Annotated in this window: 29 protein-coding genes and 1 tRNA gene; 13 read left to right on the forward strand and 17 right to left on the reverse strand. The window is 61.8% G+C overall.

Translation table 11 applies throughout. From position 1 onward, the window contains the following. Nucleotides 1-59 precede the first annotated feature (59 nt). Together J2X76_RS06465 and J2X76_RS06470 are read right to left on the reverse strand one after the other, a co-directional pair. Nucleotides 60-584: a prepilin peptidase gene (locus J2X76_RS06465; protein WP_405029981.1), complete on the reverse strand. Its 525-nt coding sequence runs from the start codon at nucleotides 582-584 to the stop codon at nucleotides 60-62. Between the two features lie 115 nt (nucleotides 585-699). After that, on the reverse strand, nucleotides 700-888 hold the full coding sequence (locus J2X76_RS06470) for a Flp family type IVb pilin (RefSeq protein WP_310214158.1): 189 nt from the start codon (nucleotides 886-888) through the stop codon (nucleotides 700-702). A 419-nt stretch (nucleotides 889-1307) separates the two neighbouring features. Between J2X76_RS06470 and J2X76_RS06475 the strand changes: the two genes are divergently transcribed. From J2X76_RS06475 to J2X76_RS06505, 7 genes are all read left to right on the forward strand, one after another. After that, nucleotides 1308-1712 carry a pilus assembly protein N-terminal domain-containing protein gene (locus J2X76_RS06475; RefSeq protein ID WP_405030001.1) on the forward strand — a complete coding sequence of 135 codons (405 nt, stop codon included), beginning with the start codon at nucleotides 1308-1310 and terminating at the stop codon, nucleotides 1710-1712. 98 nt (nucleotides 1713-1810) lie between these two features. Then, nucleotides 1811-2443, forward strand: a complete 633-nt coding sequence (locus tag J2X76_RS06480; RefSeq protein ID WP_310214160.1) for a pilus assembly protein — start codon at nucleotides 1811-1813, stop codon at nucleotides 2441-2443. Continuing rightward, nucleotides 2443-3036: a pilus assembly protein gene (locus tag J2X76_RS06485; RefSeq protein ID WP_310214161.1), complete on the forward strand. Its 594-nt coding sequence runs from the start codon at nucleotides 2443-2445 to the stop codon at nucleotides 3034-3036. Before J2X76_RS06480 ends, J2X76_RS06485 begins: the two co-directional genes overlap by 1 nt. Nucleotides 3037-3149: 113 nt before the next feature. After that, nucleotides 3150-4370, forward strand: coding sequence for a phosphopentomutase (locus J2X76_RS06490; RefSeq protein WP_310214163.1), 1221 nt, complete (start codon nucleotides 3150-3152; stop codon nucleotides 4368-4370). Next, a complete protein-coding gene (locus J2X76_RS06495; RefSeq protein ID WP_310214165.1) occupies nucleotides 4367-5395 on the forward strand; it encodes an adenosine deaminase in 1029 nt (342 codons plus the stop codon). The genes J2X76_RS06490 and J2X76_RS06495 overlap by 4 nt, the downstream gene beginning before the upstream one ends. Nucleotides 5396-5457: 62 nt before the next feature. Continuing rightward, the gene (gene upp, locus J2X76_RS06500; protein WP_113125406.1) at nucleotides 5458-6087 is read left to right on the forward strand and encodes a uracil phosphoribosyltransferase; all 630 of its coding nucleotides are present in this window, start codon (nucleotides 5458-5460) and stop codon (nucleotides 6085-6087) included. A 124-nt stretch (nucleotides 6088-6211) separates the two neighbouring features. Beyond that, nucleotides 6212-6727: a TIGR02281 family clan AA aspartic protease gene (locus J2X76_RS06505; protein WP_310214166.1), complete on the forward strand. Its 516-nt coding sequence runs from the start codon at nucleotides 6212-6214 to the stop codon at nucleotides 6725-6727. Between the two features lie 17 nt (nucleotides 6728-6744). Here J2X76_RS06505 and deoA read toward each other — a convergent pair whose 3' ends face one another. The 9 genes from deoA to J2X76_RS06550 form a co-directional block, all read right to left on the reverse strand. Further along, nucleotides 6745-8055: a thymidine phosphorylase gene (gene deoA, locus J2X76_RS06510; RefSeq protein ID WP_310214168.1), complete on the reverse strand. Its 1311-nt coding sequence runs from the start codon at nucleotides 8053-8055 to the stop codon at nucleotides 6745-6747. A 4-nt stretch (nucleotides 8056-8059) separates the two neighbouring features. Then, on the reverse strand, nucleotides 8060-8830 hold the full coding sequence (gene deoC / locus J2X76_RS06515) for a deoxyribose-phosphate aldolase (protein ID WP_310214170.1): 771 nt from the start codon (nucleotides 8828-8830) through the stop codon (nucleotides 8060-8062). 211 nt (nucleotides 8831-9041) lie between these two features. Then, complete coding sequence (locus J2X76_RS06520; protein WP_405029982.1) at nucleotides 9042-9830, reverse strand: purine-nucleoside phosphorylase; 789 nt, start codon at nucleotides 9828-9830, stop codon at nucleotides 9042-9044. 10 nt (nucleotides 9831-9840) lie between these two features. Continuing rightward, on the reverse strand, nucleotides 9841-10233 hold the full coding sequence (locus J2X76_RS06525; RefSeq protein ID WP_310214173.1) for a cytidine deaminase: 393 nt from the start codon (nucleotides 10231-10233) through the stop codon (nucleotides 9841-9843). Nucleotides 10234-10236: 3 nt separating this feature from the next. After that, on the reverse strand, nucleotides 10237-11208 hold the full coding sequence (locus tag J2X76_RS06530) for an ABC transporter permease (protein WP_310214175.1): 972 nt from the start codon (nucleotides 11206-11208) through the stop codon (nucleotides 10237-10239). Nucleotides 11209-11212: 4 nt separating this feature from the next. Continuing rightward, a complete protein-coding gene (locus J2X76_RS06535) occupies nucleotides 11213-12316 on the reverse strand; it encodes an ABC transporter permease (RefSeq protein WP_113125400.1) in 1104 nt (367 codons plus the stop codon). Nucleotides 12317-12407: 91 nt separating this feature from the next. Next, the gene (locus J2X76_RS06540; protein WP_113125399.1) at nucleotides 12408-13931 is read right to left on the reverse strand and encodes an ABC transporter ATP-binding protein; all 1524 of its coding nucleotides are present in this window, start codon (nucleotides 13929-13931) and stop codon (nucleotides 12408-12410) included. A 76-nt stretch (nucleotides 13932-14007) separates the two neighbouring features. Further along, complete coding sequence (locus J2X76_RS06545) at nucleotides 14008-15000, reverse strand: BMP family protein (protein ID WP_113125398.1); 993 nt, start codon at nucleotides 14998-15000, stop codon at nucleotides 14008-14010. 352 nt (nucleotides 15001-15352) lie between these two features. Continuing rightward, entirely contained in the window at nucleotides 15353-15679 is a 327-nt protein-coding gene (locus tag J2X76_RS06550; RefSeq protein WP_310214180.1) for a hypothetical protein, read from the reverse strand. A gap of 223 nt (nucleotides 15680-15902) precedes the next feature. On the opposite strand from J2X76_RS06550, the gene J2X76_RS06555 reads away from it, so the two are divergent. The 3 genes from J2X76_RS06555 (at nucleotide 15903) to J2X76_RS06565 (ending at nucleotide 16690) form a co-directional block, all read left to right on the forward strand. Then, a tRNA-Ser gene (locus J2X76_RS06555) sits at nucleotides 15903-15992 on the forward strand. 160 nt (nucleotides 15993-16152) lie between these two features. Then, nucleotides 16153-16281 (forward strand): hypothetical protein, encoded by a 129-nt coding sequence (locus tag J2X76_RS06560; protein ID WP_310214182.1) that lies wholly within the window; start codon nucleotides 16153-16155, stop codon nucleotides 16279-16281. A 139-nt stretch (nucleotides 16282-16420) separates the two neighbouring features. After that, complete coding sequence (locus J2X76_RS06565; protein ID WP_113125397.1) at nucleotides 16421-16690, forward strand: hypothetical protein; 270 nt, start codon at nucleotides 16421-16423, stop codon at nucleotides 16688-16690. Between the two features lie 68 nt (nucleotides 16691-16758). Here J2X76_RS06565 and J2X76_RS06570 read toward each other — a convergent pair whose 3' ends face one another. Then, entirely contained in the window at nucleotides 16759-17088 is a 330-nt protein-coding gene (locus J2X76_RS06570) for a hypothetical protein (protein ID WP_310214185.1), read from the reverse strand. Between the two features lie 270 nt (nucleotides 17089-17358). On the opposite strand from J2X76_RS06570, the gene J2X76_RS06575 reads away from it, so the two are divergent. Further along, nucleotides 17359-18780, forward strand: coding sequence for a phosphomannomutase (locus tag J2X76_RS06575; RefSeq protein ID WP_310214187.1), 1422 nt, complete (start codon nucleotides 17359-17361; stop codon nucleotides 18778-18780). Between the two features lie 33 nt (nucleotides 18781-18813). Next, nucleotides 18814-20241 carry a mannose-1-phosphate guanylyltransferase/mannose-6-phosphate isomerase gene (locus tag J2X76_RS06580; RefSeq protein WP_310214188.1) on the forward strand — a complete coding sequence of 476 codons (1428 nt, stop codon included), beginning with the start codon at nucleotides 18814-18816 and terminating at the stop codon, nucleotides 20239-20241. A 14-nt stretch (nucleotides 20242-20255) separates the two neighbouring features. Here the strand turns inward: J2X76_RS06580 and J2X76_RS06585 are convergent, their stop codons facing one another. Together J2X76_RS06585 and J2X76_RS06590 are read right to left on the reverse strand one after the other, a co-directional pair. Next, nucleotides 20256-21263, reverse strand: a complete 1008-nt coding sequence (locus tag J2X76_RS06585; RefSeq protein ID WP_310214190.1) for an NAD-dependent epimerase/dehydratase family protein — start codon at nucleotides 21261-21263, stop codon at nucleotides 20256-20258. 99 nt (nucleotides 21264-21362) lie between these two features. Further along, on the reverse strand, nucleotides 21363-21758 hold the full coding sequence (locus J2X76_RS06590; RefSeq protein WP_113125394.1) for a response regulator: 396 nt from the start codon (nucleotides 21756-21758) through the stop codon (nucleotides 21363-21365). 299 nt (nucleotides 21759-22057) lie between these two features. On the opposite strand from J2X76_RS06590, the gene J2X76_RS06595 reads away from it, so the two are divergent. Beyond that, nucleotides 22058-22456 carry a DUF1236 domain-containing protein gene (locus tag J2X76_RS06595; RefSeq protein WP_113125393.1) on the forward strand — a complete coding sequence of 133 codons (399 nt, stop codon included), beginning with the start codon at nucleotides 22058-22060 and terminating at the stop codon, nucleotides 22454-22456. An 82-nt stretch (nucleotides 22457-22538) separates the two neighbouring features. Here the strand turns inward: J2X76_RS06595 and pncB are convergent, their stop codons facing one another. The 3 genes from pncB to J2X76_RS06610 all read right to left on the reverse strand — a co-directional run bounded on the left by pncB (nucleotide 22539) and on the right by J2X76_RS06610 (nucleotide 25366). Next, nucleotides 22539-23843, reverse strand: coding sequence for a nicotinate phosphoribosyltransferase (gene pncB / locus J2X76_RS06600; RefSeq protein ID WP_113125392.1), 1305 nt, complete (start codon nucleotides 23841-23843; stop codon nucleotides 22539-22541). Nucleotides 23844-24004: 161 nt separating this feature from the next. Continuing rightward, complete coding sequence (locus tag J2X76_RS06605) at nucleotides 24005-24334, reverse strand: hypothetical protein (protein ID WP_310214194.1); 330 nt, start codon at nucleotides 24332-24334, stop codon at nucleotides 24005-24007. Nucleotides 24335-24415: 81 nt separating this feature from the next. Continuing rightward, nucleotides 24416-25366 (reverse strand): glyoxylate/hydroxypyruvate reductase A, encoded by a 951-nt coding sequence (locus J2X76_RS06610; protein ID WP_310214196.1) that lies wholly within the window; start codon nucleotides 25364-25366, stop codon nucleotides 24416-24418. Between the last annotated feature and the right edge of the window lie 22 nt (nucleotides 25367-25388).

The following is a 25388-nucleotide window of genomic DNA, read 5'->3' on the forward strand; positions in this document are numbered from 1 at the left end:
TTATAGTTAATGAGACGCTTACAATTCTGGTTAACGCGATCTTTCCATCGCGAGAACCCTTATTGAAACGCCTTCATGGCCAGGAGATGGATCGGTGCTTGCTCGAAGGTCAGGAAGCCGGCAATCGCAATGGCGATTCCATAAGGTATCTTCTTGGCATTGACGAGTGACGACGGGAGCGGAATGCCCATGGCCATGACCGAGTTCGCCTGCGACCGCAGAAGCAGGAAAACGAGCGTCACGGCACCGCCGACATAACCGACGGTAACCAGCAAAACGAGAAGCGAGTGATTGAAGCCGAACCAGATTGCCGCCACCGTCAGGAGCTTTGCATCGCCGCCGCCCATGACGTTCAAGGCAAAAAGAGCGAAGCAAACGCTAAATACGGCAAAACCCGCGACAAGGCTCATGCCGATCTCGGGCCAAGGTAGCCCGGCGAGCGGAGCCAGGGCCAGAAAAGCGAGGACTCCAACCGCAGAAATGCGATTGGGAATGGTCATCGTGAAAAGGTCGCTGACGGCGGCAAGGGCCAGAGCGAGCGGAAATACCGTTAGAATTAGTATGGCGATCGCCATATCAGCCATGGTTTATCCGATCTAGCAGCCAGTACAACCAACGAACTGCGAGAGCCGCCGATGGGCGACTCTCGCATAAATCATAGGGCTGAAGCGATACGACTAAGCTACAGCCGCCGCAGTATCAGCACGCGGTAGTGCCGTTGCCGCAGTTCAGCTTCTTCGAGATGTTGGTGAACTGGGTGTTCAGCGAATTGCCGAGCGTGGTAGCACCGGCGATCAGAGCCACGGAGATGAGAGCTGCGATAAGACCATACTCGATGGCGGTCGCACCAGACTCATCTTTCATAAAACGAGCGAAAATCTTCGACATGGAACTCTCCTACTCCAAATATTGTTGTTCAGCACTTCCCGACAACTGTTTCCGTTGTTCGGCTGACTGCAACCTACAGCCGGACGATTGCTATCGGCTTAAAGAACATCGTTACCGAGCTGTTAATGGAGGATTGCAGGTTGCGTGGTAAACGAATGGGTAAGAAAAATCGTGGCTTTCGACCGATCGCCATCTCCCTCTCATAATCCTCTAATCTACGTTTTTTTACAGCACGTTAATTTACGTGAGCCCATGTGCGAACTCATCCTGCCTCAGGCATTTCCGGTTGACCGGCAATGGTTAAGACGGGATCAAGAACGGCCTTTCGTGCCGCTTAACCCTTCGTTCACCAATCACATCCATCCTTGGTGGATAACAAACCGCACCTAAGGTCGCCCTCAATGCTGTTCCGTCGCGTCATGATCCGGCTCCTGGCCATCTGCGGTGTCGTCTTCACCGGCGCAGGACAGCTGGCCGCGCAGGATCGGCCGGATCTTCTGCGCGTATTCATGAATCACGCGCGCGTGCTGAAACTCGACAGGCCGGTCAGCAAGGTCATCGTGGGCAATTCGAGCGTGGCCGACGCAACTGTCGCGGATCCCACAACGATCGTCCTCACGGGCCGCAGTTTCGGCACGACCAATCTCGTGCTGCTGGACGCCCAGGGCAATGCGATTGCCGACGAACGGGTCCTCGTTTCCATTGACGAAGGGAACACGGTGCGCGTCTTCCGGCAAACGGAACGTTCCATTCTGTCCTGCACGCCAAATTGCGAACAGCACGCCGAGTTCAAGAACACTGGTACGGGTGCCGCAACGCCCTGATCGGGGACAGATGGTTAAACTGCAGGCGATCGCAGCAACGGAATCTCAATAATCGAACCCTAGGATCGGCCGCTCAAACCGGCTGTCGGACGGGAACCATGTGCCAGGATCATGACGAGACGAAAAGCGGTGCCCCTGTACCCGCGAGAGGTAAAGGGGCATGGCGACGGATCATCCGATCCAAGGACGGAGCAGCCGCGATCGAATTCGCGCTGCTGGCCATTCCCTACTTCATGATTGTCTTCGCCATCATCGAAACATTCATCGCCTATACCGGCGAGCAGCTTGTCGCCAACGCCGTCGATACCATGGCCCGCAAGCTGAGGACCGGCAACATTACCTATGGGCTCAATCGCAGCACCGACAAGACCCAGGCGGAATTTCGCCGCGCCTTCTGCGACGAAGTGTCGATCCTGATCACCTGCAGCGAGGACGAAATCGCGACACCGAACAAGCTTCTGCTCGACGTTCGCTCGTTTGCGACCTTCGCGCTGATCCCGACGACGATCCCGACCTCCGGCGGCGCTTTCGGGGAGCTCGATACGTCCTCATTCGCCTACGCGCCGGGTCCCGCAAAAAGCATCAACATGCTGCGCGCCTATTATCGCTGGGATATCGTCACCGATCTGATCCGGCCTTATATCAGCAACGTCCGGCCCGCGGACGGCGGGCGCCCGAGCTATTTCCTGATCGTCGAAACATCCGCCTTCCGAGCCGAGGACTATCCGTGATGGAAGAGCAAACACCCCAGCCGCAGAACCGGTCCGTCGGCCTGCTTAACCGCATCAAGCAATTCGTTACCGACACGCGCGGCGTCGGCGCTGTCGAATTCGCGCTGATCGCGCCGCTGCTTCTCAGCCTCTACATCACGTCGTTCGAAATCACCATCGGCCTCAGTGTCTCCAAGCGCGTGACGCGCAGCGCCAGCACGATCGCCGACCTCGTGACCCGGGAGACGAGCGTCGACAAGACATTGCTCGCGACGATGAAGGACGTGACCGCAAGTCTCTTTGCGCCCTACACGCCCAATACGCTCAGCATCAAGGTCACCGGAGTAACGCTCGATGCCACCGGCAGCCCGACCGTCGCCTGGTCGTGGGATCAGAACAACGGCAGGCCCTATGTTGTCGGTTCTTCCGTCCAGGTGCCGGCCGACATGCATACCGCCAATTCATTTCTTGTCCGGGCCGAAGTATCGGTGCATCACGAACTCCTGATGTTCATGCCCGGTCTTTTGCCGAGCAGCGTCCAAGACCTCACCATCGCGCGGGAATATTTCTACCGCCAGCGTCTCGGAAACAGCGTCAGCTGTACCAATTGCTGAAGCGCGCCGACCGTTATCCCCTTTGCTAATACATGCCCACGGCTATATGAATCTCGATTCGGGCCGGCTAAGAGAGCTGCCGGGCGGGCAATATTCAAATTTCCGGGTGACCGATGGCGCGTGCCTTCCTGTTCGTTCTTGATTCCTTCGGCGTGGGCGGTGCCCCGGATGCGGACGAGTATGGTGATCTGGGGGCCAACACGCTCGGGCATATCGCGGAATTCTGCGCCGCCGGCGTCGGCGACCGGGCTGGACTGAGGGAAGGTCCGTTGCATCTGCCGAACATGTCGTCGCTCGGGCTTCTGGAAATTGCCAAACTCGCCAGCGGCGACTATCCCGTCGGCATGCCGATGCCGGAGCGAATCTTCGGCCTGCACGGCGCAGCCAACGAGATTTCCCGCGGCAAGGATACTCCGTCCGGGCATTGGGAAATCGCCGGCACGCCGATCTTGTTCGATTGGGGTTATTTCCCGGCAGAAGGCGACGCGTTCCCTCCCGAGCTGGTGGAAGCGATCTGCCGCGAAGGCGGCGTCCCCGGCATTCTCGGCAATTGTCACGCATCCGGAACCGAGATCATCGCCCGGCTCGGGGAAGAGCATATCCGCACCGGAAAACCGATCTGCTATACATCCACCGACTCGGTCTTCCAGATCGCCGCCCACGAAACCTTTTTCGGCCTCGACCGGCTGCTCAGGCTCTGCGAAACCGTCCGGGTGCTGCTTGATCCGATGAATATCGGCCGGGTGATCGCAAGGCCCTTCGTGGGCGAAACCGCGGACACGTTCCAGCGCACCGGCAATCGCCGCGACTTCTCCGTGCCGCCCCCCGAGGCGACATTGCTCGACCGGCTGATCCGGGGCGGCAGGTCGGTGCATGCGATCGGCAAGATCGGCGACATCTTCGCGCATCAGGGCGTCTCGCGCGTCATCAAGGCGAACGGCAATGCGGCGCTGATGGAAGCGACGCTCGCGGCCATGGATGAGGCGACCGTCGGCGATCTCGTCTTCACCAATTTCGTCGATTTCGACATGCTTTATGGCCATCGCCGCGACGTGCCGGGTTATGCGGCGGCGCTCGAAGCCTTCGACCGCGCCCTGCCGGACGTCCACCGGCGGCTGCAGCCCGGCGACCTCGTCATCCTGACCGCCGACCACGGCTGCGATCCGACCTGGCGCGGCACCGACCACACGCGTGAGCGGGTGCCGGTCATGGCGTTCGGACCGGGCATCCGCTCCCGTTCGATCGGGATCAGATCGACCTATTCGGACATTGCCGAAACCATTGCCGCGCATCTGTCGATCCCGCCCGGCCCCAACGGATGGAGCTTCCTTTGACCAGACACCTCCTCAAGGCGGAGATCCACTGCCATATCGAAGGTGCCACGCCGCCGGCGCTGGCGGCAATTCAGGCGGAAAAATACGGTATCGATACGGGAAAGGTGCTGCGCGACGGCGCCTATGTCTGGTCCGACTTTTCCGAATTCATCGTCTGCTACGATGCGGTCGCCTCGCTGTTCAAAACCGCCGGCGACTATGCGCTGCTGACTGAAACCTACCTTCTGGAACTTGCGGCCGCCAACACGATCTACAGCGAGATCATCGTCTCGCCGGATCATGGTGACCGGATCGGGCTCGGGGCCGATGCCTATCTCGCCGGCATCTGCGACGGCATTCACGCGGCGCGCGAAAAGACCGGTATCGAAGCGCGCATCATCGTGACCGGCGAACGGCATTTCGGGCCGGACCGGGTGGTCTCGGTCGCCGAATATGCGGCGCGGGCGAAAAATCCGCTGGTGACCGGCTTCAACATGGCCGGCGAGGAACGCATGGGCCGGGTCGCCGACTATGCCCGTGCCTTCGATATCGCCCGCGACGCGGGGCTGGGCCTTACAATCCACGCCGGCGAGGTCTGCGGCGCTTTCAGCGTTTCCGACGCGCTCGATCTGGTGAAGCCGTCCCGGATCGGCCACGGCGTGCGTGCGATCGAGGATCCGGCCCTCGTCGAGCGGCTTGCCGAACTCGGCACCGTGCTGGAGGTCTGCCCGGGTTCGAACATCGCGCTGAACGTGTTTCCGGATTTCGACAGCCATCCGCTGAAACGCCTCAAGGCCGCCGGCGTGCGCGTCTGCATCAATTCCGACGACCCGCCGTTCTTCCACACTTCGCTTGCGCGCGAATACGACATCGCGTCGGTGATCATGGGGATGCCCGACGACGCGATCGACGCGATGACGCGCACGGCGATCGAGGCGGCCTTCGTGGACGAAGCAACGCGCGCAAGGCTCATCGCCCGGCTTGACGCGCAGAGCATCCAGCCAAGCCGATCAGAGACTGGGGATGAGGCGGCAAGCCGCGCCTGACGGGTTGCGGAACCAGCCTTTTTCCTGAAAGAAGAGACAGGCAAACAACAAGGGGAAGCTCCATGGACGGCGTCACTGTCATCGATCATCCGCTGGTGCAGCACAAGCTGACGATCATGCGCAAGAAGGAAACCTCAACGGCCGGCTTCCGGCGGCTGCTGCGGGAAATCTCGATGCTGCTCTGCTACGAGGTGACCCGCGACCTCGAACTGACCATGGAAACGATCGAGACGCCGCTTGTCGAAATGCAGGCGCCGGTCGTCGAAGGCAAAAAGCTGGTCTTCGCCTCGATCCTGCGGGCCGGCAACGGGCTGCTCGAAGGCATGCTGGAACTGGTGCCTTCGGCCCGCGTCTCGCATATCGGCGTCTACCGCGACCACGAGACGCTGCAGCCGGTCGAATATTACTTCAAGGCGCCGGACGACATCGCCGAACGGCTGATCATCGTCGTCGACCCGATGCTGGCGACCGGCAACTCCTCGATCGCCGCCGTGGACAAGCTCAAGGAACGGGGCGCCCACAATATCCGCTTCCTCTGCCTGCTTGCGGCCCCCGAGGGCATCGCAAACTTCCGCGCGGCGCATCCGGACGTGAAGATCTACACGGCCTCGATCGACAGCCATCTCAACGAGAAGGGTTATATCGTGCCCGGTCTCGGCGATGCCGGCGACCGCATGTACGGCACCAAGTAAGTAATTTAGAATTCGCTTACCAATCTTTGAAATGAACGGCCTGCGGAGATTTCACAGGCCGTTTTCTTATGATTTCTCCGCTATGCAGGAAGCGGATATCCGGTTCATGCCGAGAGGGTTTTGCATGCTCCTGCGCACCGTCATTTTTGCTGCAGTTACGGCGCTCGTGGCGACACAGATCCCCGCGCTGATCCAGCGTGCCGATCATCCGTCTGCGGCGGCGGTGGCGGTCGAGGCGCCGGCCAAGGCGACGCCCGTTTCGGTGGCGTCGGGCAGCGTGACGCTGGAAGCCGATGGGCGCGGACACTTCAACGGCACGTTCCGGATGAACGGCAAACCCGTCGACGGCCTCGTCGATACGGGTGCGTCGCTGGTGGCGATCAACGAGAGCACGGCCCGCAAGCTGGGCTACAGCGCCAACAGCCTGGATTTCCGCTACACGGTCAATACCGCCAATGGCGGCACCGAGGCTGCCCACGTGGTTCTGGACCGCATCGAGATCGGCGGCGTGCGGGTAAAGGACGTCGATGCCTTCGTGTTGCGCGACAAGGCGCTGGCCGGCACGCTGGTCGGCATGAGTTTCCTGAAGAAACTGAAATCCTTCCAGGTGGAAGGCGGCAACCTGAAACTCGTGCAGTGAGCGGCCAGTCTGACCGATCAGCCGATGCGCTTCAGCACGACCGGAGGAAGTTTCGGCGCTTCGTCGGCGATCGTGTAGAAACCCGCGATATCGTGGGCCATGCGTTCGGCTGCGCCGTAAGTTGCGGCATTTACAATGGCGATAGGCTCACCTTCTTCGACGAAGGTGCCGAGTGGCAGAAGCCCTTCGATGCCGACACGATGATCTATGGCATCCGAAGCCCGTTTGCGGCCGCCGCCGAGTTCGACGACGGCAAGGCCGATGGCGCGGGTCTCGCAGGCTGCAAGGTAGCCGGCTCTCGGCGCATGTGCTCGCACCCGCTCCGGCGCTTTTGCCAGGTAAACATTTGGCCGCTCGCAAAAGTCCACAGGTCCGCCCAACTCATGAACCATGCGGGCAAATCGCTCCATTGCCTCGCCAGAATACAAGGCTAGTGAAGCACGGTCCTGAGCTTCAACAATATCCTGCTCGATGCCGGCCAATACAAGCATCTCGGCCGCTTCGGCAAGAACTGCGGTCTCCAATCTCGTCCACCTCTTTGCCCCAGCCAGAAAATCGAGGCAGTTGACGATTTCGAGCGCATTGCCGGCTGCGGCCGCAAGCGGCTGGTTCATGTCGGTGAGAAGTGCCGCGGTCCTGACGCCCGCCCCATTCGCCACCTCTACCAGCGAGCGGGCCAGCGTCTCGGCTTCATCGAGGCTTTCCATGAAGGCGCCGTTGCCGACCTTCACGTCGAGCACGAGGCTTCCGAGCCCGGCCGCAAGCTTCTTCGAAAGGATCGAGGCAGTGATCAACGGCACGGATTCGACGGTGGCCGTCACGTCGCGGACGCCGTAGAGGCGGCGGTCGGCCGGGGCGAGATCGCTCGTCTGTCCGATAATGGCACAACCGACCTCGTCGACCACTTTCCGGAACAGTGCCTCATCCGGCATCACGTTGTAGCCGGGGATCGACTGCAGCTTGTCCAGCGTGCCGCCGGTATGGCCGAGGCCGCGGCCGGAAATCATCGGGACCGCAAGCCCGCAGGCTGCCACGATGGGTGCCAACATCAGCGAGACATTATCGCCGACGCCGCCGGTCGAGTGCTTGTCGGCAATCGGCCGGGCAAGGCTGTCCCAATTCAGCACAGTCCCAGAATCGCGCATCGCAAGGGTGAGCGCCACCGTCTCATCGCGGGACATGCCCCGAAAAAAGACAGCCATCGCGAAGGCAGCCACCTGTCCCTCGGAGATTTCCTCTTTTGCCAGGGCCGCAATGAAGGTTGCGATCTCTTCGCCGGCGAGAACCTTTCCGTCGCGTTTGCGGCGGATGATTTCCTGCGGGATCATCGTATCAATAGCCGCTCGACGCGCGGACAGCGGTGCTGCCGCTCAACACGCCGAGGATATCGTCGAGCAGGCCCGAGGCGCCGAAACGGAAGGTGGAGGGCATGATCCAGTTGGGAGCCATGATCGTTTCCGCGAGCCGGAAGTAAAGATCGGCATCCGCAACGGTCGAGATCCCGCCGGCAGGCTTGAAGCCGACCCGCTTCTTCGAATCCCGGATCGCCTGAAGCATGATGTCGGCAGCTTCGAGCGTCGCATTCACGGCGACCTTGCCGGTCGAGGTCTTGATGAAATCGGCGCCGGCGACGATCGCCAGCTCGGAGGCGCGGCGGATCAGTGCGCTGTCCTTGAGTTCGCCCGTCTCCAGGATCACCTTCAGACAGGCATCCGGGCAGGCGGCGCGGACCGCCTCGACCATTTCGGTCACGGATGCCTCGTCGCCGGCAAGCAGCTTGCGATAGGGAATGACCATGTCGATCTCGTCGGCACCGTCCTCAATCGCTTTACGCGTCTCCTCGATCACCGTGGCAACGGCCAGATCTCCGGATGGGAAATTCACGACGGTGGCGATGCGAACCGGATGCTCGGAGCCCAAGATCTGGCGGGCATGGGCGACGAAACGCGGCCAGATGCAGATCGCCGCCGTATTGCCATAGGGCGTCTGCGCCCGCAGGCACAGTTTCTCGATAGCGGCATCGTCGCAGTCGTCACGCAGGTTCGTCAGGTCGAGAAGCGATAGCGCGAAGGCTGCCGCCTCACGCGGGTTCAGGAGTTCCATATCGAGTGCCTCCCCGGCTTGCTTACCGCACCGTGCGCCAGTGGCGCGCCGGGGACGCGGTAAATTCAAAGGCGACGCAGGTCCGGTCGAAATCTGTTCGATTTCTGGGTCATGCGCACGCCCATATTTATCGTTCAAACGATTAGATGCAAGCCACACCGGGGCGGCGCATGCGCCAACGGGACTTATCCGGTTGAAATATATCGTGTAATCAGGCCAACATTTCTTTCAGGATAGCCGCCAAGCGCTGCCCGCCTATCGGAGCCATGTCCTTGGTTTCCGCGTGGCTGAGCTCCGCACCGGTCATGCCCGCGCCAAAATTGGTGATCACCGAGGCCGCCGCGACCTTGAGCCCGAAATAGCGCGCGAGGATGACTTCGGGCACGGTCGACATGCCGACCGCATCGGCGCCCAGGGTTCGCGCCATGCGGATCTCCGCCGGCGTCTCGAAGCTCGGGCCGGAGAACCACATATAGACGCCCGAGAACAGCGGGACGCCGCAACGGATTGCCGCGTTGCGCATGTCGAGCGCGAGGTCCGCATCATAGGCGGTGGTCATGCCGACGAAACGCCGGTCACCCTCCTCGCCGATCAGCGGGTTCATGCCGGAATAGTTGATGTGGTCGGAAATCTGCATCACCGAGCCCGGCGGCATGTCTTCCCTGAGCGATCCGGCGGAATTCGTCAGGATCAGCGACTGGACGCCAAGGCCCTTCATCACCTCGATCGGAAAGCGCATCACCTTGGCATCGCCGTGCTCGTAATAGTGCGCGCGGCCGGAAAGCATGATGACCGGCTCCGCTCCAAGATAACCGGCGACGATCTCGCCCGCATGGCCGGTGACGCCGCTTACCGGAAAGCCCTCCAGCGCGCCATAAGGGATACGGACAGCCTCCGTCACCTCGTTCACCAGCGAACCAAGGCCGGAGCCGAGCACGATCGCGTGGCGCGGCACAAGGCCATCAAGGCGGTTGACGAGCAGATCGATGACTTGCCTCATGTCCGTCACCTCAGCCGATCACATCCGTTTCGAAAGCGTATGGAAGAAGCTCCGCCATGGTGACGGTCTTCTGCACCCCTGTTTCGTCGCAGAGATAGACGCGCGTATCGGCGGAGGCGAATTCCGCGATCTTCTGCCGGCAGCCGCCGCAGGGCGAGCAGAGCGCCAGTTTTTCGGCGATGACGGCCAGTTCAACGATCTTCCTGCCCCCGCCCATCACCATCGCGCCGATCGCCGTCGGCTCGGCGCACCAGCCCTGGGGGAAGGAGATGTTCTCGATATTGGCGCCGAGATAGACCTTGCCGTCATCGGCGCGGATCGCCACGCCCACCGGAAACTTGGAGTAAGGGGCATGTGCCCTGGCCATCGCGTCGCGGGCGGCTTCGAAAAGGTCGTGAGACATCGGTCAGCGCTCCTTTGTATAGGGCACGCCGCCGGCCTTGGGCGGACGGGCGATGCCGATGAAGCCGGCGAGCAATACGCAGGTGAGGATATAGGGCAGCGCCTGGAAGATCTGTACCGGCACTTCGCCGATCAGCGGCAATGATTTGCCCTGCATGAAGTTCGCGAATGCATCGAGGAAACCGAAGAGCAGGCAGGCCAGCATGACCGGCACCGGCTTCCACTTGGCGAAGATCAGTGCCGCCAGCGCGATATATCCCTTGCCGGCCGACATGTTGTTGATGAAGGCGGCAGACTGGGCGATCGAGAGATAGGTGCCTGCAAAACCGCAGAGGAAACCGGCGACGATCAGCGCGCGATAACGCATCCAGGCGACCGAAATGCCGGCCGTGTCGACCGCACCCGGATTTTCGCCGACGGCGCGCAGGCGCAGGCCGAAACGGGTGCGATAAAGAACCCACCAGGAGATCGGCACCATCAGGAAGGCGATATAGGTGAGGATGTTATTGCCGGAGATGACATTGGCATAAAGCGGACCGATGATCGGCACATCGCGCATCATGTCGGCGCCCGGCAGGGTGATGGAGGAGAACCGGCCCTCAGGCGGCACCTGGCCGGTGCGCCCACCCTGCCGGAACCAGGCCTGGCCGAGCACGATCGTCAGGCCGGCGGCGACGAAATTGAGCGCCACGCCGGACACGATCTGGTTGCCGCGATTGGTGATCGAGGCAAAGCCGTGCACGAAGGAAAAGGCGATCGACACGCCGATGCCGCCGATGAGGCCGAACCAGGCATTGCCGGTCCAGTAAGCGACGCAGGCTGCGGCAAAGGCGGATGCCAGCATCTTGCCTTCCAGCCCGATATCGAAAATGCCGGCGCGCTCCGAAAACAATCCGGCAAGCGCGGTGAACAGCAGCGGGATCGAAAGGCGGATCGCCGAGCCGAGAATGCTGATGAGAATATCGAAATAATCCATGAGCCTATTTCCCGGTGAGCTGCTGGTAAAGCCGGACGACAGCCGGGCGGAGCATGTATTCCAGGGCACCCGCAAACAGGATGACCATGCCCTGGATAACAACGATCATGTCGCGGGTGATGCTCGGCATGTCGAAGGAGAGTTCCGCCCCTCCCTGATAGAGAATACCGAAAAGCAGCGCCGCCAGAACGATGCCGGCCGGATGGTTGCGGCCCATCAGCGAGACGGCGATACCGACGAAGCCGGCGCCGCCGACGAATTCGATCTGCAGGCGGGCGGAAGCCCCCATGACGGGGTTCAGCGCCATCATGCCGGCGAGGCCGCCCGAGATCAGCATGGTTATCATGACGATCTTCGAATAGCGGATGCCGGCGTAGCTCGCAGCCGTCGGGCTGATGCCGAGCGTGCGCATCTCGTATCCGAGCTTGGTGCGCCAGATCAGCACCCAGACCAGGAAACACATGATCAGCGCGATCAGGAAGGAGAAGTTGAGCGGAGCGGCCCCGATCTTGCCGCCGAACATGGCGATCAGCCAGTCAAGCTTGGGGAGCTGCCCGCCGGGCAGGAAGGTGCGGGTTTCGGGCGCCATCTTGCCGGGCACGATCAGCACGCGCACCAGCACGTAATTCATCAGCGACGAGACGATGAAGTTGAACATGATGGTGGTGATGACGATATGGCTGCCGCGCTTGGCCTGCAGCCAGGCGGGAATGGCGGCACAGGCCGCGCCGAACAGGGCCGCGCCGATGACCGCAAACGGCATGGTGACGTACCAGGGCACGTAACTGTCCATCGCCAATGCAACAAGCGCGGCACCAAGGCCGCCAAGATAAGCCTGGCCTTCCGAGCCGATGTTGAACAGGCCGGCATGGATGGCGACCGCCACTGACAGGCCGGTGAAGATGAAGCTCGTCGTGTAGAACAGCGTGAAGCCGATGCCTTCGCCCCGGCCGAGCGCGCCGATCAGCAGCAGTTGCAGCGCCTCGAACGGGTTCTCGCCGATCCCCCAGACGACAAGGCCGGAAAAGAAGAAGGCCAGGATGAGGTTGAGCAGCGGGATGAGGCCGTAATTGATCCAGGCCGGAAGCGGTACGGATACGGTGCTCATGCCCCTGCCCTCGTCCGCCCTGCCGCCGCAGCAAGCTTAATCATTCCATGCTCCAGATGGGTCATTGCTTCAAGCATCGTTGCTGTCAGCGTCATGCGGCGATCCCGGCCATCATCAGGCCCAGCGTCTGTTCGCCCGCCTCGCCCGATTTCTCGCCGACGACCTTGCCGGCGAACATCACCAGAATACGGTCGGAGAGCGAGCGGATCTCATCCAGTTCCACCGAGACCAGTAGCACCGCCTTGCCGGCATCGCGCATCTCTATGATCCGCTTGTGGATGAATTCGATCGCGCCGATATCGACGCCGCGGGTCGGCTGGCCGATGATCAGCATTTTGGGGTCACGCTCGATCTCGCGCGCCACGACGATCTTCTGCTGGTTGCCGCCGGAGAAATTGGCGGTGCGCAGCCGCGGGTTCGGCGGGCGGATATCGTATTTGGCGATCTTCTCCTCGGCATCCTTGCGCATCGCGTCGAGATCCAGAAACGGACCGCGGCCGTATTTCGCATCGTGGTGATAACCGAGGATCGAGTTCTCGTATTCCTCGAACTTCAGGACCAGCCCCATGTGGTGGCGGTCTTCCGGGATATGTGCAAGCCCGAGATCACGCAGGCCAGCCGGATCGAGGCCCGCGACCGGCTTGCCGTCTATGAGGATCTCGCCGGACGAAGGCTTGCGGATGCCAGCGATCGCCTCGAGAAGCTCCGACTGGCCGTTGCCCGCGACGCCCGCGATGCCGACGATCTCGCCGGCGCGCACGTCGAAGGAGACATTGTCGACCATGGTGACGCCGCGGCTGTCCTTGACCGTCAGGTTGCGGACCGACATCAGCACGGCGCCCGGATTGGCGGCACCCTTTTCGACGCGCAGCAGGACGCGGCGGCCGACCATGAGTTCGGCCAGCTCTTCGACGGTGGTTTCGGCGGTCTTGCGGGTCGCGACCATTTCGCCGCGGCGCATGACCGAGACCGTATCGGTGATCGCCATGATCTCGCGCAGCTTGTGGGTGATGAGGATAATGGTCTTGCCCTGATCGCGCAGGACGCGCAGGACCTTGAAAAGATGGTCGGCTTCCGCCGGCGTCAGCACCCCGGTCGGCTCGTCGAGGATGAGGATTTCGGCGCCGCGATAGAGCGCCTTCAGGATTTCGACGCGCTGCTGATTGCCGACCGGCAGTTCCTCGATGACCGCGTCCGGATCGACCTCGAGGCCGTAATCGTCCTCCAGCCGCTTCAGTTCCTTGCGGGCGCTCGCGACGCCCTTGGCGAGAAGCTGGCCGCCCTCCGCGCCAAGCATGACGTTTTCCAGAACGGTGAAATTCTCGACCAGCATGAAGTGCTGGTGCACCATGCCGATGCCCGCGGCGATCGCCGTCTGGCTGTCGCGGATCGTCACCGGCTTACCCGAAATGCGGATCTCGCCGTGGTCGGCCTGGTAGAAGCCGTAGAGGATCGACATCAGTGTCGATTTGCCGGCGCCGTTTTCCCCGATGATACCGTGGATCGAGCCTTTGGCGACCGTCAGATTGATGTTCTTGTTCGCGTGTACCGTGCCGAACTTCTTGTCGATGCCGACAAGCTCGATCGCGGGCTCCTTCGGAGAATCGAGGCTCAATGGTCCGCCCTTCCGCCTGATATGCAAAAAGGGCGCATGGCGATCATCGTCGCCCTGCGCCCCCTCAAAACCCGCCTTACTTGTTGCAGGCGTTGTCCGACATGTAGTCGTGCACCTTGACGGTGCCGGCGATGATGTCGGCCTTGGCCTTTTCGACGGCAGTCTTCATTTCAGGCGTGATCAGCGCCTTGTTGTTGTCGTCGAGCGCATAGGCAACGCCGTCTTCCTTGACGCCGAGGGCAAGGATGCCGGCCGTGAACTTGTCTTCCTTGGTGTCCTTGAAGGCGTTGTAGACGGCCAGATCGACGCGCTTGACCATGGAGGTCAGCACCGAGCCCGGATGCAGGTGGTTCTGGTTGGAATCGACGCCGATCGACAGTTTCTTGTTGTCGGCGGCGGTCTGCAACACGCCGAGACCGGTCGCGCCGGCAGCCGCGTAAACGACGTCGGCGCCCTGGTCGATCTGGTTCTTGGTGAGCTCGCCGCCGCGAACCGGGTCGTTCCAGGCAGCACCGGTCGTGCCGGTCATGTTCTGGAAGACCTGCGCATCAGCCTTGGCCGCCTTGACGCCCTGCACATATCCGCAGGCGAACTTGCGGATCAGCGGGATGTCCATGCCGCCGACGAAGCCGACCTTGCCGGTCTTCGACGCCATGCCGGCGAGAACACCGACGAGGTAGGAACCTTCCTCTTCCTTGTAGAGGACGGAGCGGACGTTCTTCAGCTTGACGACCGAATCGACGATCACGAACTTGGTGTCGGGGAATTCAGCCGCGACCTTTTCCATGGCCGAGGTCCAGGCAAACGATACTGCGACAACCGGGTTGAAACCGCGGCTCGCGAAGTTGCGGATGGCCTGCTCGCCCTGGGTGTCGTTGGTGGGCTCGAAATCCCGGAATTCGATCCCCGTTTCCTTCTTGAACTTTTCGGCGCCGTTGGCGGCGGCCTCATTGAAGGATTTGTCGAACTTGCCGCCCGTGCCATAGACCAGCGCCGGCTTGATGTCCGCGGCAAGCGCGGTTGCCGACATGGCAGCCATGGCAATGAGGCTCAAAAGGGTTTTCTTCATCGTTCAGCCCTGTTTTTAGCTGTTAGGTCCTCCCGCAATCCCCGTTCCCCGGGCATGTCTGCGGCCACCTGCCCTTTTTCTTCAAGGGTCTGGCTTCGGGCACTCTTGCACGGGTTTCGGAAAAATTCACGAGATTTTTTTCAACTGGTAAAAAACATCCAGGCTGCCGAAAACTTCGACAATGCTGTGGAAAAGCTGCTTAAAAGGAGAGCTTGGAACACGATTCTGCCCGCAAGCTGAGCAGGTGTGGAGCGCCTGCGTCGTGCAATCCGCGATGGCGGCGAAGTTGCCCGACGATACGACCGGCAGTGGTCTTCAGGGCAAAACCCCAAGCCCGAAAGATTCGGCTGGCTCAGGCTGAAAACCGCCCGGCGAAATGCGGCCTGCTATATCCAGCCATCCAGAAGATCAGGGCAATCGCCAGAAACACCGCGAATGCAGGCTGTGCCAGCACCGGGGCCACGAAAGGCCGCCAGATCTCCTGGCTGACATAGGTGCTGACGGCGAATTCCGCGAGCGTCAGGCTTTCGGGATCGAGATTGAGCCAGGCATTGCCCAGGCTGGTCAGCACTACCGACGAGGCGGAGACGGACTGGATCGAATCCAGAGTGCCGGCAATGATCGCAGCAACCAGCGCAAGCCCGCTGAGCAGATGGAAAACGAACCGTATGACTGCCATTCCGAACAAGCCCCGCGTCGTTGATCGCGGCCGCGCCGCCTCCAGCACGACGGCCTTTGTGGCGGAAGAAATAGCCCTGGCGCCAGGGCTTGGCAACGCGCCCGTGGAGGTTTTCCCGCCCACTGTCAAAAAACGTTCAGATTCGGGTTGATCCCGGCGAGTTGATCGGTATATATCGCGGCCGTTCCAACGTTTTGCTTCTCAGACGACGCAAAGCAACCAAGGACAGGTGGCCGAGTGGTTTAAGGCGCACGCCTGGAACGCGTGTGTACGTGAAAGCGTACCGTGGGTTCGAATCCCACCTTGTCCGCCATTCCCAGGCTTCGGTCAGACAATCAGCAATGGTGCCGTGTAAACTGGGCTACGGGGTTCGTGCCGATTCGGATCAGCCCTGCTTCGTTAACCATGTACCTTAGCACACACTTAAGCTTTGAGCGGTGTACTCCGTGCCGGGGGCAAAGGAGGAAACGCCAATGCCATACGGATTGCTGTTGATTGCCGGTCTCGTGGCATGCGTTCTGAGCATTGCTGTCATGGATGACGATGCCACGGACGAGCCGCTCGTCAGAGATACCCATGTCGACGCGCCTTCCGTTCCGTGAACGCAAGCCTGCTCGCGAACACCGTCCGTCAGGCCCTGTTCATTGCCGGATATGAACACAGCTGTCAGCGTTCGTTCATTTTCCATCGCCTAACCTCGCAGAAACCGCCAATCCAGCGGCCAATCTGAAGGAGGATAAGATGAAGAAGTTCATTGCCGCCTGCATCATCGGGCTTGGATGTCTCACCACGACCGCGGCACCGACCCTTGCTGACAGTTTCAGCGTGACCATCGGCGATCGAGGTTATCGTCCGTCCGGACATTATTATCGGCCGGGTTACCATCGTTACCATCGCCCCTACTACCGGCAATATTCCAGACACCACTACCGCCCTCACTGCAGGGTCAGAAGCGTCCAGTACCGCCATCACGGGCGGTGGGTCACCAGGACCACGCGCGTCTGCCGATAACCGATCTCAAGGCGACCAGACCCCGACATCGCTGACGGGGTCGATTGGTCCGCGGCGCGTACCATAGGTCATTGCGAGGTGGAAAAGCTGACCTGCTGCCAGCGGTGCAGCTGCGGATCGAACGCGACCACAAGTTCGAAATCCCTGCGATCAAGGCCTTTGCCGGTGTTGACGTCGGCATAACCGCCCATGGAAAACCGGCAATCGGCGATCCAGCGGAAGTCGCTCCAGGCGACATCGACGATATCGGGGCGCCCTTCGACGAGCTGGCGGGATTTTTCGAAGGCGAGGCTTCCCGGGCATGTTTCATCCTCGGTCGGCTCGCCCATGGCCATAAGGAGCGCCAGACCGGCGATGGGCACCACGAAGGCGATGCTCTTGACGATATTCGCTCCCATGACGGCTCTCCCAAACTTCGAACCCGAAGCAGCCGATAACCTATCGACATCAGAATACCCGGCCATTTCGGACGAGGGCTGACTGTCAAAGAGGATACCATCAATCCGCCCGAATGGCCAAGCTTTGCGACAAGCGGGACCTTGCCACCACCAAAGACCATACCAGCGGAGAACGAACGACCGCCGATTTGGGGTATTGCCAGTTTCAGCTTTATTTTCATAGGAAATGAACTAGGACGATCAGGGCTGGAATCTCCTGGTGGGTATCGCATGAAATTCGGAACGAGCGGTCTTCGGGGCCTTGTGACAGACCTGGAGGGGCGGGCTTCGTCGCTCTACACCCGGGCCTTTGCCCGACACCTCCTGGAAACGGGCGCAGCCAAGCCCGGCGATGCGGTGCTCGTCGGCCGCGATTTCCGTCCGTCGAGCCCCGGCATTGCCGCGACCTGCATCGGTGCGCTCAGGCAAGCCGGCCTTTCCCCCGTCGATTGCGGCGCGCTGCCGACACCGGCGCTCGCGCTCTACGGGCTTCAGCTCAAGGCCGCATCGCTGATGATCACCGGCTCGCATATCCCGGCGGACCGCAACGGCATCAAGTTCTACCGGCCCGACGGCGAGATCGACAAGCAGGACGAAACGCGGATCACGGCGATCGCCGCCGAACTCGACCGAGGCGAGATCGATGCGACGCCCGGCGAGGCGCCGGATCATTCCACAACAACCGAAGCGCTGTTCCTCGCCCGCAATGCGGCAATGCTGCCTGAGGGGGCTCTCGCCGGCCTCAAGGTCGGCGTCTACCAGCATTCGACGGTCGCCCGCGATCTGATGGTGCGGGTTCTGGAGGGTTATGGCGCAGATGTCGTGCCGCTCGGCCGCTCCGGCGATTTCATTCCGGTCGATACCGAAGCGGTCTCGACAGAGACGATCCGCCTTCTCAAGGGCTGGGCGCGAGAACACAGGCTCGACGCCATCGTCTCCGCCGATGGCGACGGCGACCGGCCGCTGGTTTCCGACGAGACCGGGGAGCCGTTGCGCGGCGACCTTCTGGGCCTGATCGCGGCAAAGTTTCTGGAAGCGCAGGTCGTCGTGACGCCGGTCACCTCCAATTCGGGCATCGAGACGGCCGGGGATTTCGAAGTCGTCCGCACCAAGGTCGGGTCGCCTTTCGTGATCGCCGGCATGCTCGCGGCACTCGAAGCCGGCAAGACGGGCGTCGTCGGCTTCGAGGCGAATGGCGGTTTTCTGACCGCTTCGCCTTTCGACACCGGGACAGGCGTCCTCTTGCCACTTCCGACCCGCGACAGCTTCCTGCCAGTGCTGGCGACGCTGGTGCTCGCTGCCCGGGAAAAGAAGTCCCTGTCCCAGGTCGCCGCCGGCTTCCGCCTGCCGTTTGCGGCGGCCGACCGGCTGGAGAATTTCCCGGTCGAAACCAGCGCCGCGCTGATGGCGCATCTCAGGCAATCCGACGCCAATCTTGCAGCCTTCCTCGCGCCGATTTCGACAGTTGCCGCCAAAAGCGATATCGATGGCCTGCGGGTGACGCTTGAAGACCGGCGAATCGTGCATTTCCGGCCATCGGGCAACGCACCGGAAATGCGCTGTTACGTCGAGGCCGGGACGGAAGACGAGGCGACGGCCCTGCTGCAAGCGGGGCTCGGCCTCATTCGCGCCTGGGCGGCAAAGCCTGAATGATTAAACTGGACGAGAAATGCCGGAGATATTGGAATGAATAGCAGGATCATCCCCGTCATCATGGCCGGCGGCAAGGGAACGCGGCTGTGGCCGCTGTCGCGCGCCAGCGCGCCAAAACAGTTCATCCAGTTCATCGGCGACAAGACGCTGTTCCAGGCGACGCTGTCACGCGTTTCCGACGCCAAGCTCTACGAGGCTCCGGTCGTCATCACCAACGAGGATTTCCGGTTCCTGGTGGCCGAGCAGGCCCGCGAGCTCGGCATCAAGCTTTCCGGCATCCTGCTCGAGCCCGTCGCCCGCAACACCGCCCCGGCGGTTGCCGCGGCGGCCGCCTTCGTGGAAGGCCGTTTCGGCGAGGACGCCATCCTGCAGGTGCTCGCCTCGGATCATGAGATCACCGCCGATGCCGGTTATTTCGATGCGATCCGCATCGCCAGGGAGACCGCCCTGTCCGGCAAGCTGGTCACCTTCGGCATCGCGCCGACCGAGCCCGCCACCGGTTATGGTTATATCGAGATCGGCGATGCGCTGCCTTCCGGCGCCTGCAAGGTCAAGCGTTTCGTCGAGAAGCCGGTCCTGGCCGAGGCAGAGAAGATGCTTGTCGCCGGCGGCTTTGCCTGGAACTCCGGCATCTTCATGTTCAAGGCCGGCCAGGTGCTGAGCGAACTCGGCACCTTCGCGCCCGAGGTCGAGGCGGCTGCCCGCGCGGCGCTTGCCAAGGCGTCGAGCGATCTCGACTTCACCCGCCTCGATGCACAGGAATTTGCCGCAAGCCCGGATATCTCGGTCGACTACGCGCTGATGGAGAAGACCTCCAACGCGGCGGTCGTGCCCTCCTCGTTCACCTGGTCCGATCTCGGAAGCTGGGATGCCGTCTGGAAGCTCGGCACACGCGACGAGGCCGGCAATGTCGCTTCGGGCAATGCGACGCTGATCAACACGAAAAATTCGCTCGTCATGTCGCGCACCAGCCACCTCGCCGTGCAGGGGCTGGATGGCGTCGCCGTCATCGCCAGCGAGGATGCGGTCTATATCGGCCGGCTGGAAGACAGCCAGGATGTCGGCAAGATCGTCAAGCAGCTGGCCGCCGCCAAGGCGACCGCGGCGCTGACCGAAACCCATCCGACCTCATACCGGCCCTGGGGCGGCTATACGTCGGTGCTCAACGGCGACCGTTTCCAGGTCAAGCGGCTGTTCGTGACGCCCGGCAAGAAGCTTTCGCTGCAGAAACATCACCACCGTTCGGAGCACTGGATCTGCGTCAAGGGCACCGCAGAAGTGACGGTCGGCGAGGAAACCCGGGTCGTCAGGGAAAACGAGTCCGTCTATATCCCGCAGGGCGAGGTGCATCGGCTCGCCAATCCCGGCAAGATCATGCTCGAGATGATCGAGGTGCAGACCGGATCCTATCTCGGTGAGGACGATATCATCCGCATCGTCGACGAGTTCGGGCGCGGCTGAGGCGCCAGGCGCACTCAGTCGATCTCGTGGCGGTGGTCGAGATACCATTGGACGAAGGCCTTGACGCCTTCCTCCAGGCCGATCTCCGGCTTGCGGCCGGTCAGCGCCACGAGAAGATCGGGGCTGGCGAAGGTGCGCGGCACATCGCCCTTCTGCATCGGCAGCATCTTGCGCCTGGCCGGTTTTCCCATGATCCGTTCGATGGTCTCCACGAAATCGATGAGCCCCGACGGCTGGCCGCCGCCGATATTGACGACGCGGAACGGTGCCTGGTGGGAGAGCGTATCGATGCCGGCGACGCGGTTGTCCTCGCCGGGATAGACCTTGGAGAGGTCGATGATCGAGTTCACCAGGTCGTCGATATAGGTGAAGTCGCGGCTCATCTTACCTTCGCCGTAGATCTCGATCTCGCGATCCTCGATCATCGCCTTGACGAACTTGAAAAGCGCCATGTCCGGCCGGCCCCAGGGGCCGTAAACCGTGAAGAAGCGGAAGCCGGTGATCGGCAGCTTGTAGAGATGCGAATAGCTGTGCGCCATCAGTTCCATGGCCTTCTTGCTCGCGGCATAAAAGGTCAGCGGCTCGTCGGCCCGGTCGGTTTCCCGGAAGGGGATATCCGGGTTGGCGCCGTAGACCGACGATGTCGACGCGAGCATCAGATGGCCGACGCCGTAGTTACGGGCGATCTCGAGGATATTCCAGGAGCCGATGAGATTGGAGTCCAGATAGGCCTTGGGATTCTCGAGACTGTAGCGGACGCCTGCCTGGGCGGCGAGGTGGATCATGACATCAGGCTTGAAGTCCTCGACGGACTTGTCGAGCAGAGACTTATCCTCCAGCATGCCGATGACGGGACGGAAGGCCGGGAACTGCGCAAGCGCGGCGTTGCGAGCCTCCTTGAGGCGCAGGCTGTAATAGGGCGTCATCCCGTCGAAGCCGAGAACCTCCTGGCCATCCTCCAACAGGCGCCGTGCCAGGTGGAAACCAATGAAGCCTGCCGTTCCGGTGATGAAATAACGCATGTATGACCCGCTGTCGCTCTGGGGCCGATCCCATAGCGCGGATATCCGGCCCTGTCATCCAAGGTCGGAAGTTATTTCAGCGGTGAGATGCGGACCGCTTCAATGGAAGAGCCGCAACCGTGCCGGCGGCGTGCCCGGCCGGCCATTCTTGCGGTCGACGGCAAATTGGATGAGGTCCATCGATGCCTGGTCGGTCATCGGCTTGGCCATCACACCCAAGACGCCAGAGACGCCGGCTGCCACCAGCCCCGGATTGCCGGTGATCATGATCACCACGATGCCGTATTCCGCCAGGGTCTTGGCGATTTCGGGGCCGGTCTCGCCATCGGCAAGGCGCACGTCCACAAAGGCGATATCCGTATCGCGCGTATAATTCAGCGCCACCGTCATGTCCGGCGCTATACCGACGACGTCGTGGCCGCTCCGATGGATGGCGTCCTCGATATCCATCGCGACCAGCAGGCTGTCTTCGACGATCAGGAAACGATATTCCAAAGGTAGATCCTCCCAGACTGAAGAAGGCAAATAGACTCCGATCGCGACTTGGCAATAGGATCCGAGGCCGGTTATCGATTTTTTGATCTAGACCGGCCATCGCTCGAAGCCGCGAGGCGCAGGATCGGACCGGACACGTGCTCCGGTGAGCCTCGAACGTCGCGACCGGTTGCCCCGTTTTCTCCCCGATACTTCCTCGCCCAAGATTTCAGCCGCTTACGAAAGGTGACTGGCAGCCAGGAACCAGTCGGAAATTGAAAGGTTGTCCGTCGGGAAGTCCAACGAAAAGGAGAAGACCCATGAAGAAGATCATCCTGGCGTCCTGCGCCATTCTCGCCGCTTCCTTCGCAACCCAGGCCGGCGCACAGCAAGGCACCGTCAACGGCGCTGCCGGCGGCGCGGTGACCGGCGCGATCGTCGGCGGCCCGGTCGGCGCTGCAGTGGGTGGTGTCGTCGGCGCCGTTGCCGGCACCGCCATCGATCCGCCGCCGCGCGAGGTCGTCACCTATGTTCAGGAACAGCCTGCCCCGACCACATCCGTGGTGGTCGAACAGCCGATCGCGGTCGGCAAGCCGATCCCGCAGGGTGTTGTCGTGACCCCTGTTCCGAGCAATCCGAAATACGCCTATACGGTGGTCAACAATCAGCGCGTGATCGTCGATCCGCAGACCCATACCGTGGTCCAGGTCATCCGATAAGCCACGGATCAGCGGCCAGCCAACCAACAACAGCAGGTTCCGCCGGATTCCGGCGGGGCCTGTTGCCGTTAGAGCGTTTCAATCAGACCAGGACGACCTGATCGACGCGGTCTTCCTGACCGAAAAATTTCAGGTAACGTTCGACCTCGGCCGGCTCGCCGGTCGCCTTGCGCGGATTGTCCGAGAGTTTCACCGCCGGACGGCCGTTCGCCTCGCTCACCTTGCAGACGATCGAGATCGGCATCAGCCCGGCAATCTCATGCGGCGCACAGCCGGCGAAATCGTTGGTGAGGTTGGTGCCCCAGCCGAAGCTCATCCGCACGCGGCCTTCGAAATGCCGGTAGGTATCGATGATCGCATCGACATCGAGCCCGTCTGAAAAGATCAGCAGCTTTTCCCTGGGGTTGCGGCCCATCTTCTTCCACCAGGCAATGATCTTTTCACCGCCTTCGATCGGCGGGGCGCTGTCGGGACGGAAACCGGTCCAGTCGGCCACCCAGTCCGGCGCATCGCGCAGGAAGGCCGCAGTACCGAAGGCGTCCGGCAGGACGATCAGCAGGTTGCCGCCGTAGAGCCGGTTCCAGTCCTTCAGGACCTGATAGGGCGAAGCGCGCAGCTGCTCGTCGGTTTCGGCGAGCGCGGCCGCCACCATCGGCAGTTCGTGGGCATTGGTCCCCACGGCTTCGAGATCGGAGTCCATCGCCAGCAGAACGTTGCTGGTACCGGTGAAGGCCGGGCCGATGCCCTCCTTCAGCGCCTCGACGCACCAGCGCTGCCACAGGAAACTATGACGGCGCCGCGTTCCGAAATCGGAGATACGCAGGCCCGGCAAGGCCTGCAGGCGCTCGACCTTTTCCCACATCTTGGCCTTGGCCCGCGCATAAAGAACGTCCAGCGTGAAGAAGCCGAGCGAGCGCATGGCGGAACGGGAGCGCAGTTCGTTGATGATCGCGAGTGCCGGAATTTCCCAAAGCGTCGTTTCCATCCACTTGCCGTGGAAGGTCAGCTCGTACTGGCCGTCACGCTTCGAAAGCTCGTATTCCGGCAGTTTGTAGGTGGACAGCCAGTTCAAAAATTCCGGCTCGAAGATCTGCTTGCGGCCATAGAACGTATTACCCGCGAGCCAGATCATCTCCTTCTTGGAGAGACCGACGGTGCGGGCATGATCGAGCTGTTCCCGAAGCGCACCCTCGTCGATCTCCTCCGCCAGCTTGACGCTGGTCGTGCGGTTGATCAGCGAGAAGGTGGCGTCGACATCCGGATAAAGCTTCCAGATCATCTGCAGCATCAGGAGCTTGTAGAAATCCGTATCGATCAGACTGCGGATGATCGGGTCGAGCTTCCAGGTGTGGTTATAAACCCTGCTGGCGATATCGGTCTTTGTCATGCCTGCCCCTGCCCGGCCCTCCCGGGTCGGCTCCGCCGATTCGATGCATATGGAGGCAGCGGCTGATCAACCTCCGGGCATTTTTATCGAAAAAAATGCAGAACAAGTCCAGACGCAATTCGGCCGCGAAAGGTCGCGGCCGAAGAAATCAGGGATGCCGGTTAGTTGCCGGTCTGGGAATTGGTTGCCGGCGGAGTGGCAGCAGGCGGTGTGGAGGGATTGGCGGTCGGCGGCGCATTCGGGTTCTGGGGCGCCGTGCTGCCGGCCGGCGGTGTCGCCGTCCGCTCCGCCGGAGGTGCGGTGCTTTCACCCCACCACTCGGCGCCGGCCCAGGCGATCATCGCAAGGATGAGACCTGCGACCAGCACCTTCAGCACCGGCGCTCCCCAGCTTCCCTGACGGGCTTCCGTGGCGGTCTCCACCACGGGCGGCGGCCCGACCGGGTCCGGCTGACGGGGTTCGGCTCCCTTGGGATCGAAATGGGTGTTCATTGATTTCGCTCCTTGTTCGGGCCGGAATACCCCGGCGCATGGACAAGAAACCGTCAGCAGATATGAATGTTCCCGCTGCGATCAATAGCCGGCCTTGCGGTCCACGACATGCTGCAGAGGCGCACCGGCTTCGTAACGGTCCATCTGAGCTTCCGCGTTGCGAAACAGCGCCCGGACATCGGACGCCGAAGCCGCATGCGGCGTGATGATGACGTTGTCCATCGCCCAAAGCGGACTATCCGCGGCCAGTGGCTCCTTCTCGAAGACATCCAGCGAGGCCCCGCCGAGAATGCCTTTATCGAGCGCGGCAACGAGATCGGCCTCCACCTGGCTGCCGCCACGTCCGGCATTGATGAAGATCGGCTTGCCCAGGGCACCGCCCCGGCGAAGTTTGGCAAACAGCGAGGCATCGAAGATACCGCGCGTATCCGGCGTCAGCGGCAGGAGGCCGACCAGAATGTCCGTGCGGGCGAGGAAAGCACCGAGCTCGCCGCCATCGAAGGTTTCGACGCCTTCGATCGTCTTTTTGCTGCGCGACCAGCCGATCACATCGAAGCCCATGATCTTTAGCTTCCTGACCGAATCCAGGCCGAGCACGCCAAGGCCCATGACGCCGACCGTCAGGTCCTTTGCTTCCGGCTGGGAGAGTTCGCGCCACTGGCGTTCGCGCTGCTGCTTCAGATAGGCGGGCGCCTGCCGCAGATGGCTCAAGGCCTGCAGCACCACCCATTCGCTCATCCGCGTGGTCAGGCTTTCGTCGACGAAACGGACAATCGGAATGTCAGGCACGCCGGACATGGTGAGGATGTAATCGACGCCTGCGCCGCCGGAAAACAGGACCTCCAGCTTCGGCGCCCGCTGGAACAGGTTCGGATCCGGCTTCCAGATCACCGCGTATCGGGCTTGTGAAAGATCGACACCCGGATCGGACGCATGCAGCACCTTTCGACCGGCAAAAGCATTGGCGAGCGCGGCATCGACCTCGCGGCGTTCGAACTTGAGGTCGATGACGACCGGATGTTTGGCGGGCATGGACTGACGAACCTTGATTGTC

It is taken from the genome of Neorhizobium sp. 2083 (assembly GCF_031455615.1).
Classification (GTDB): domain Bacteria; phylum Pseudomonadota; class Alphaproteobacteria; order Rhizobiales; family Rhizobiaceae; genus Neorhizobium.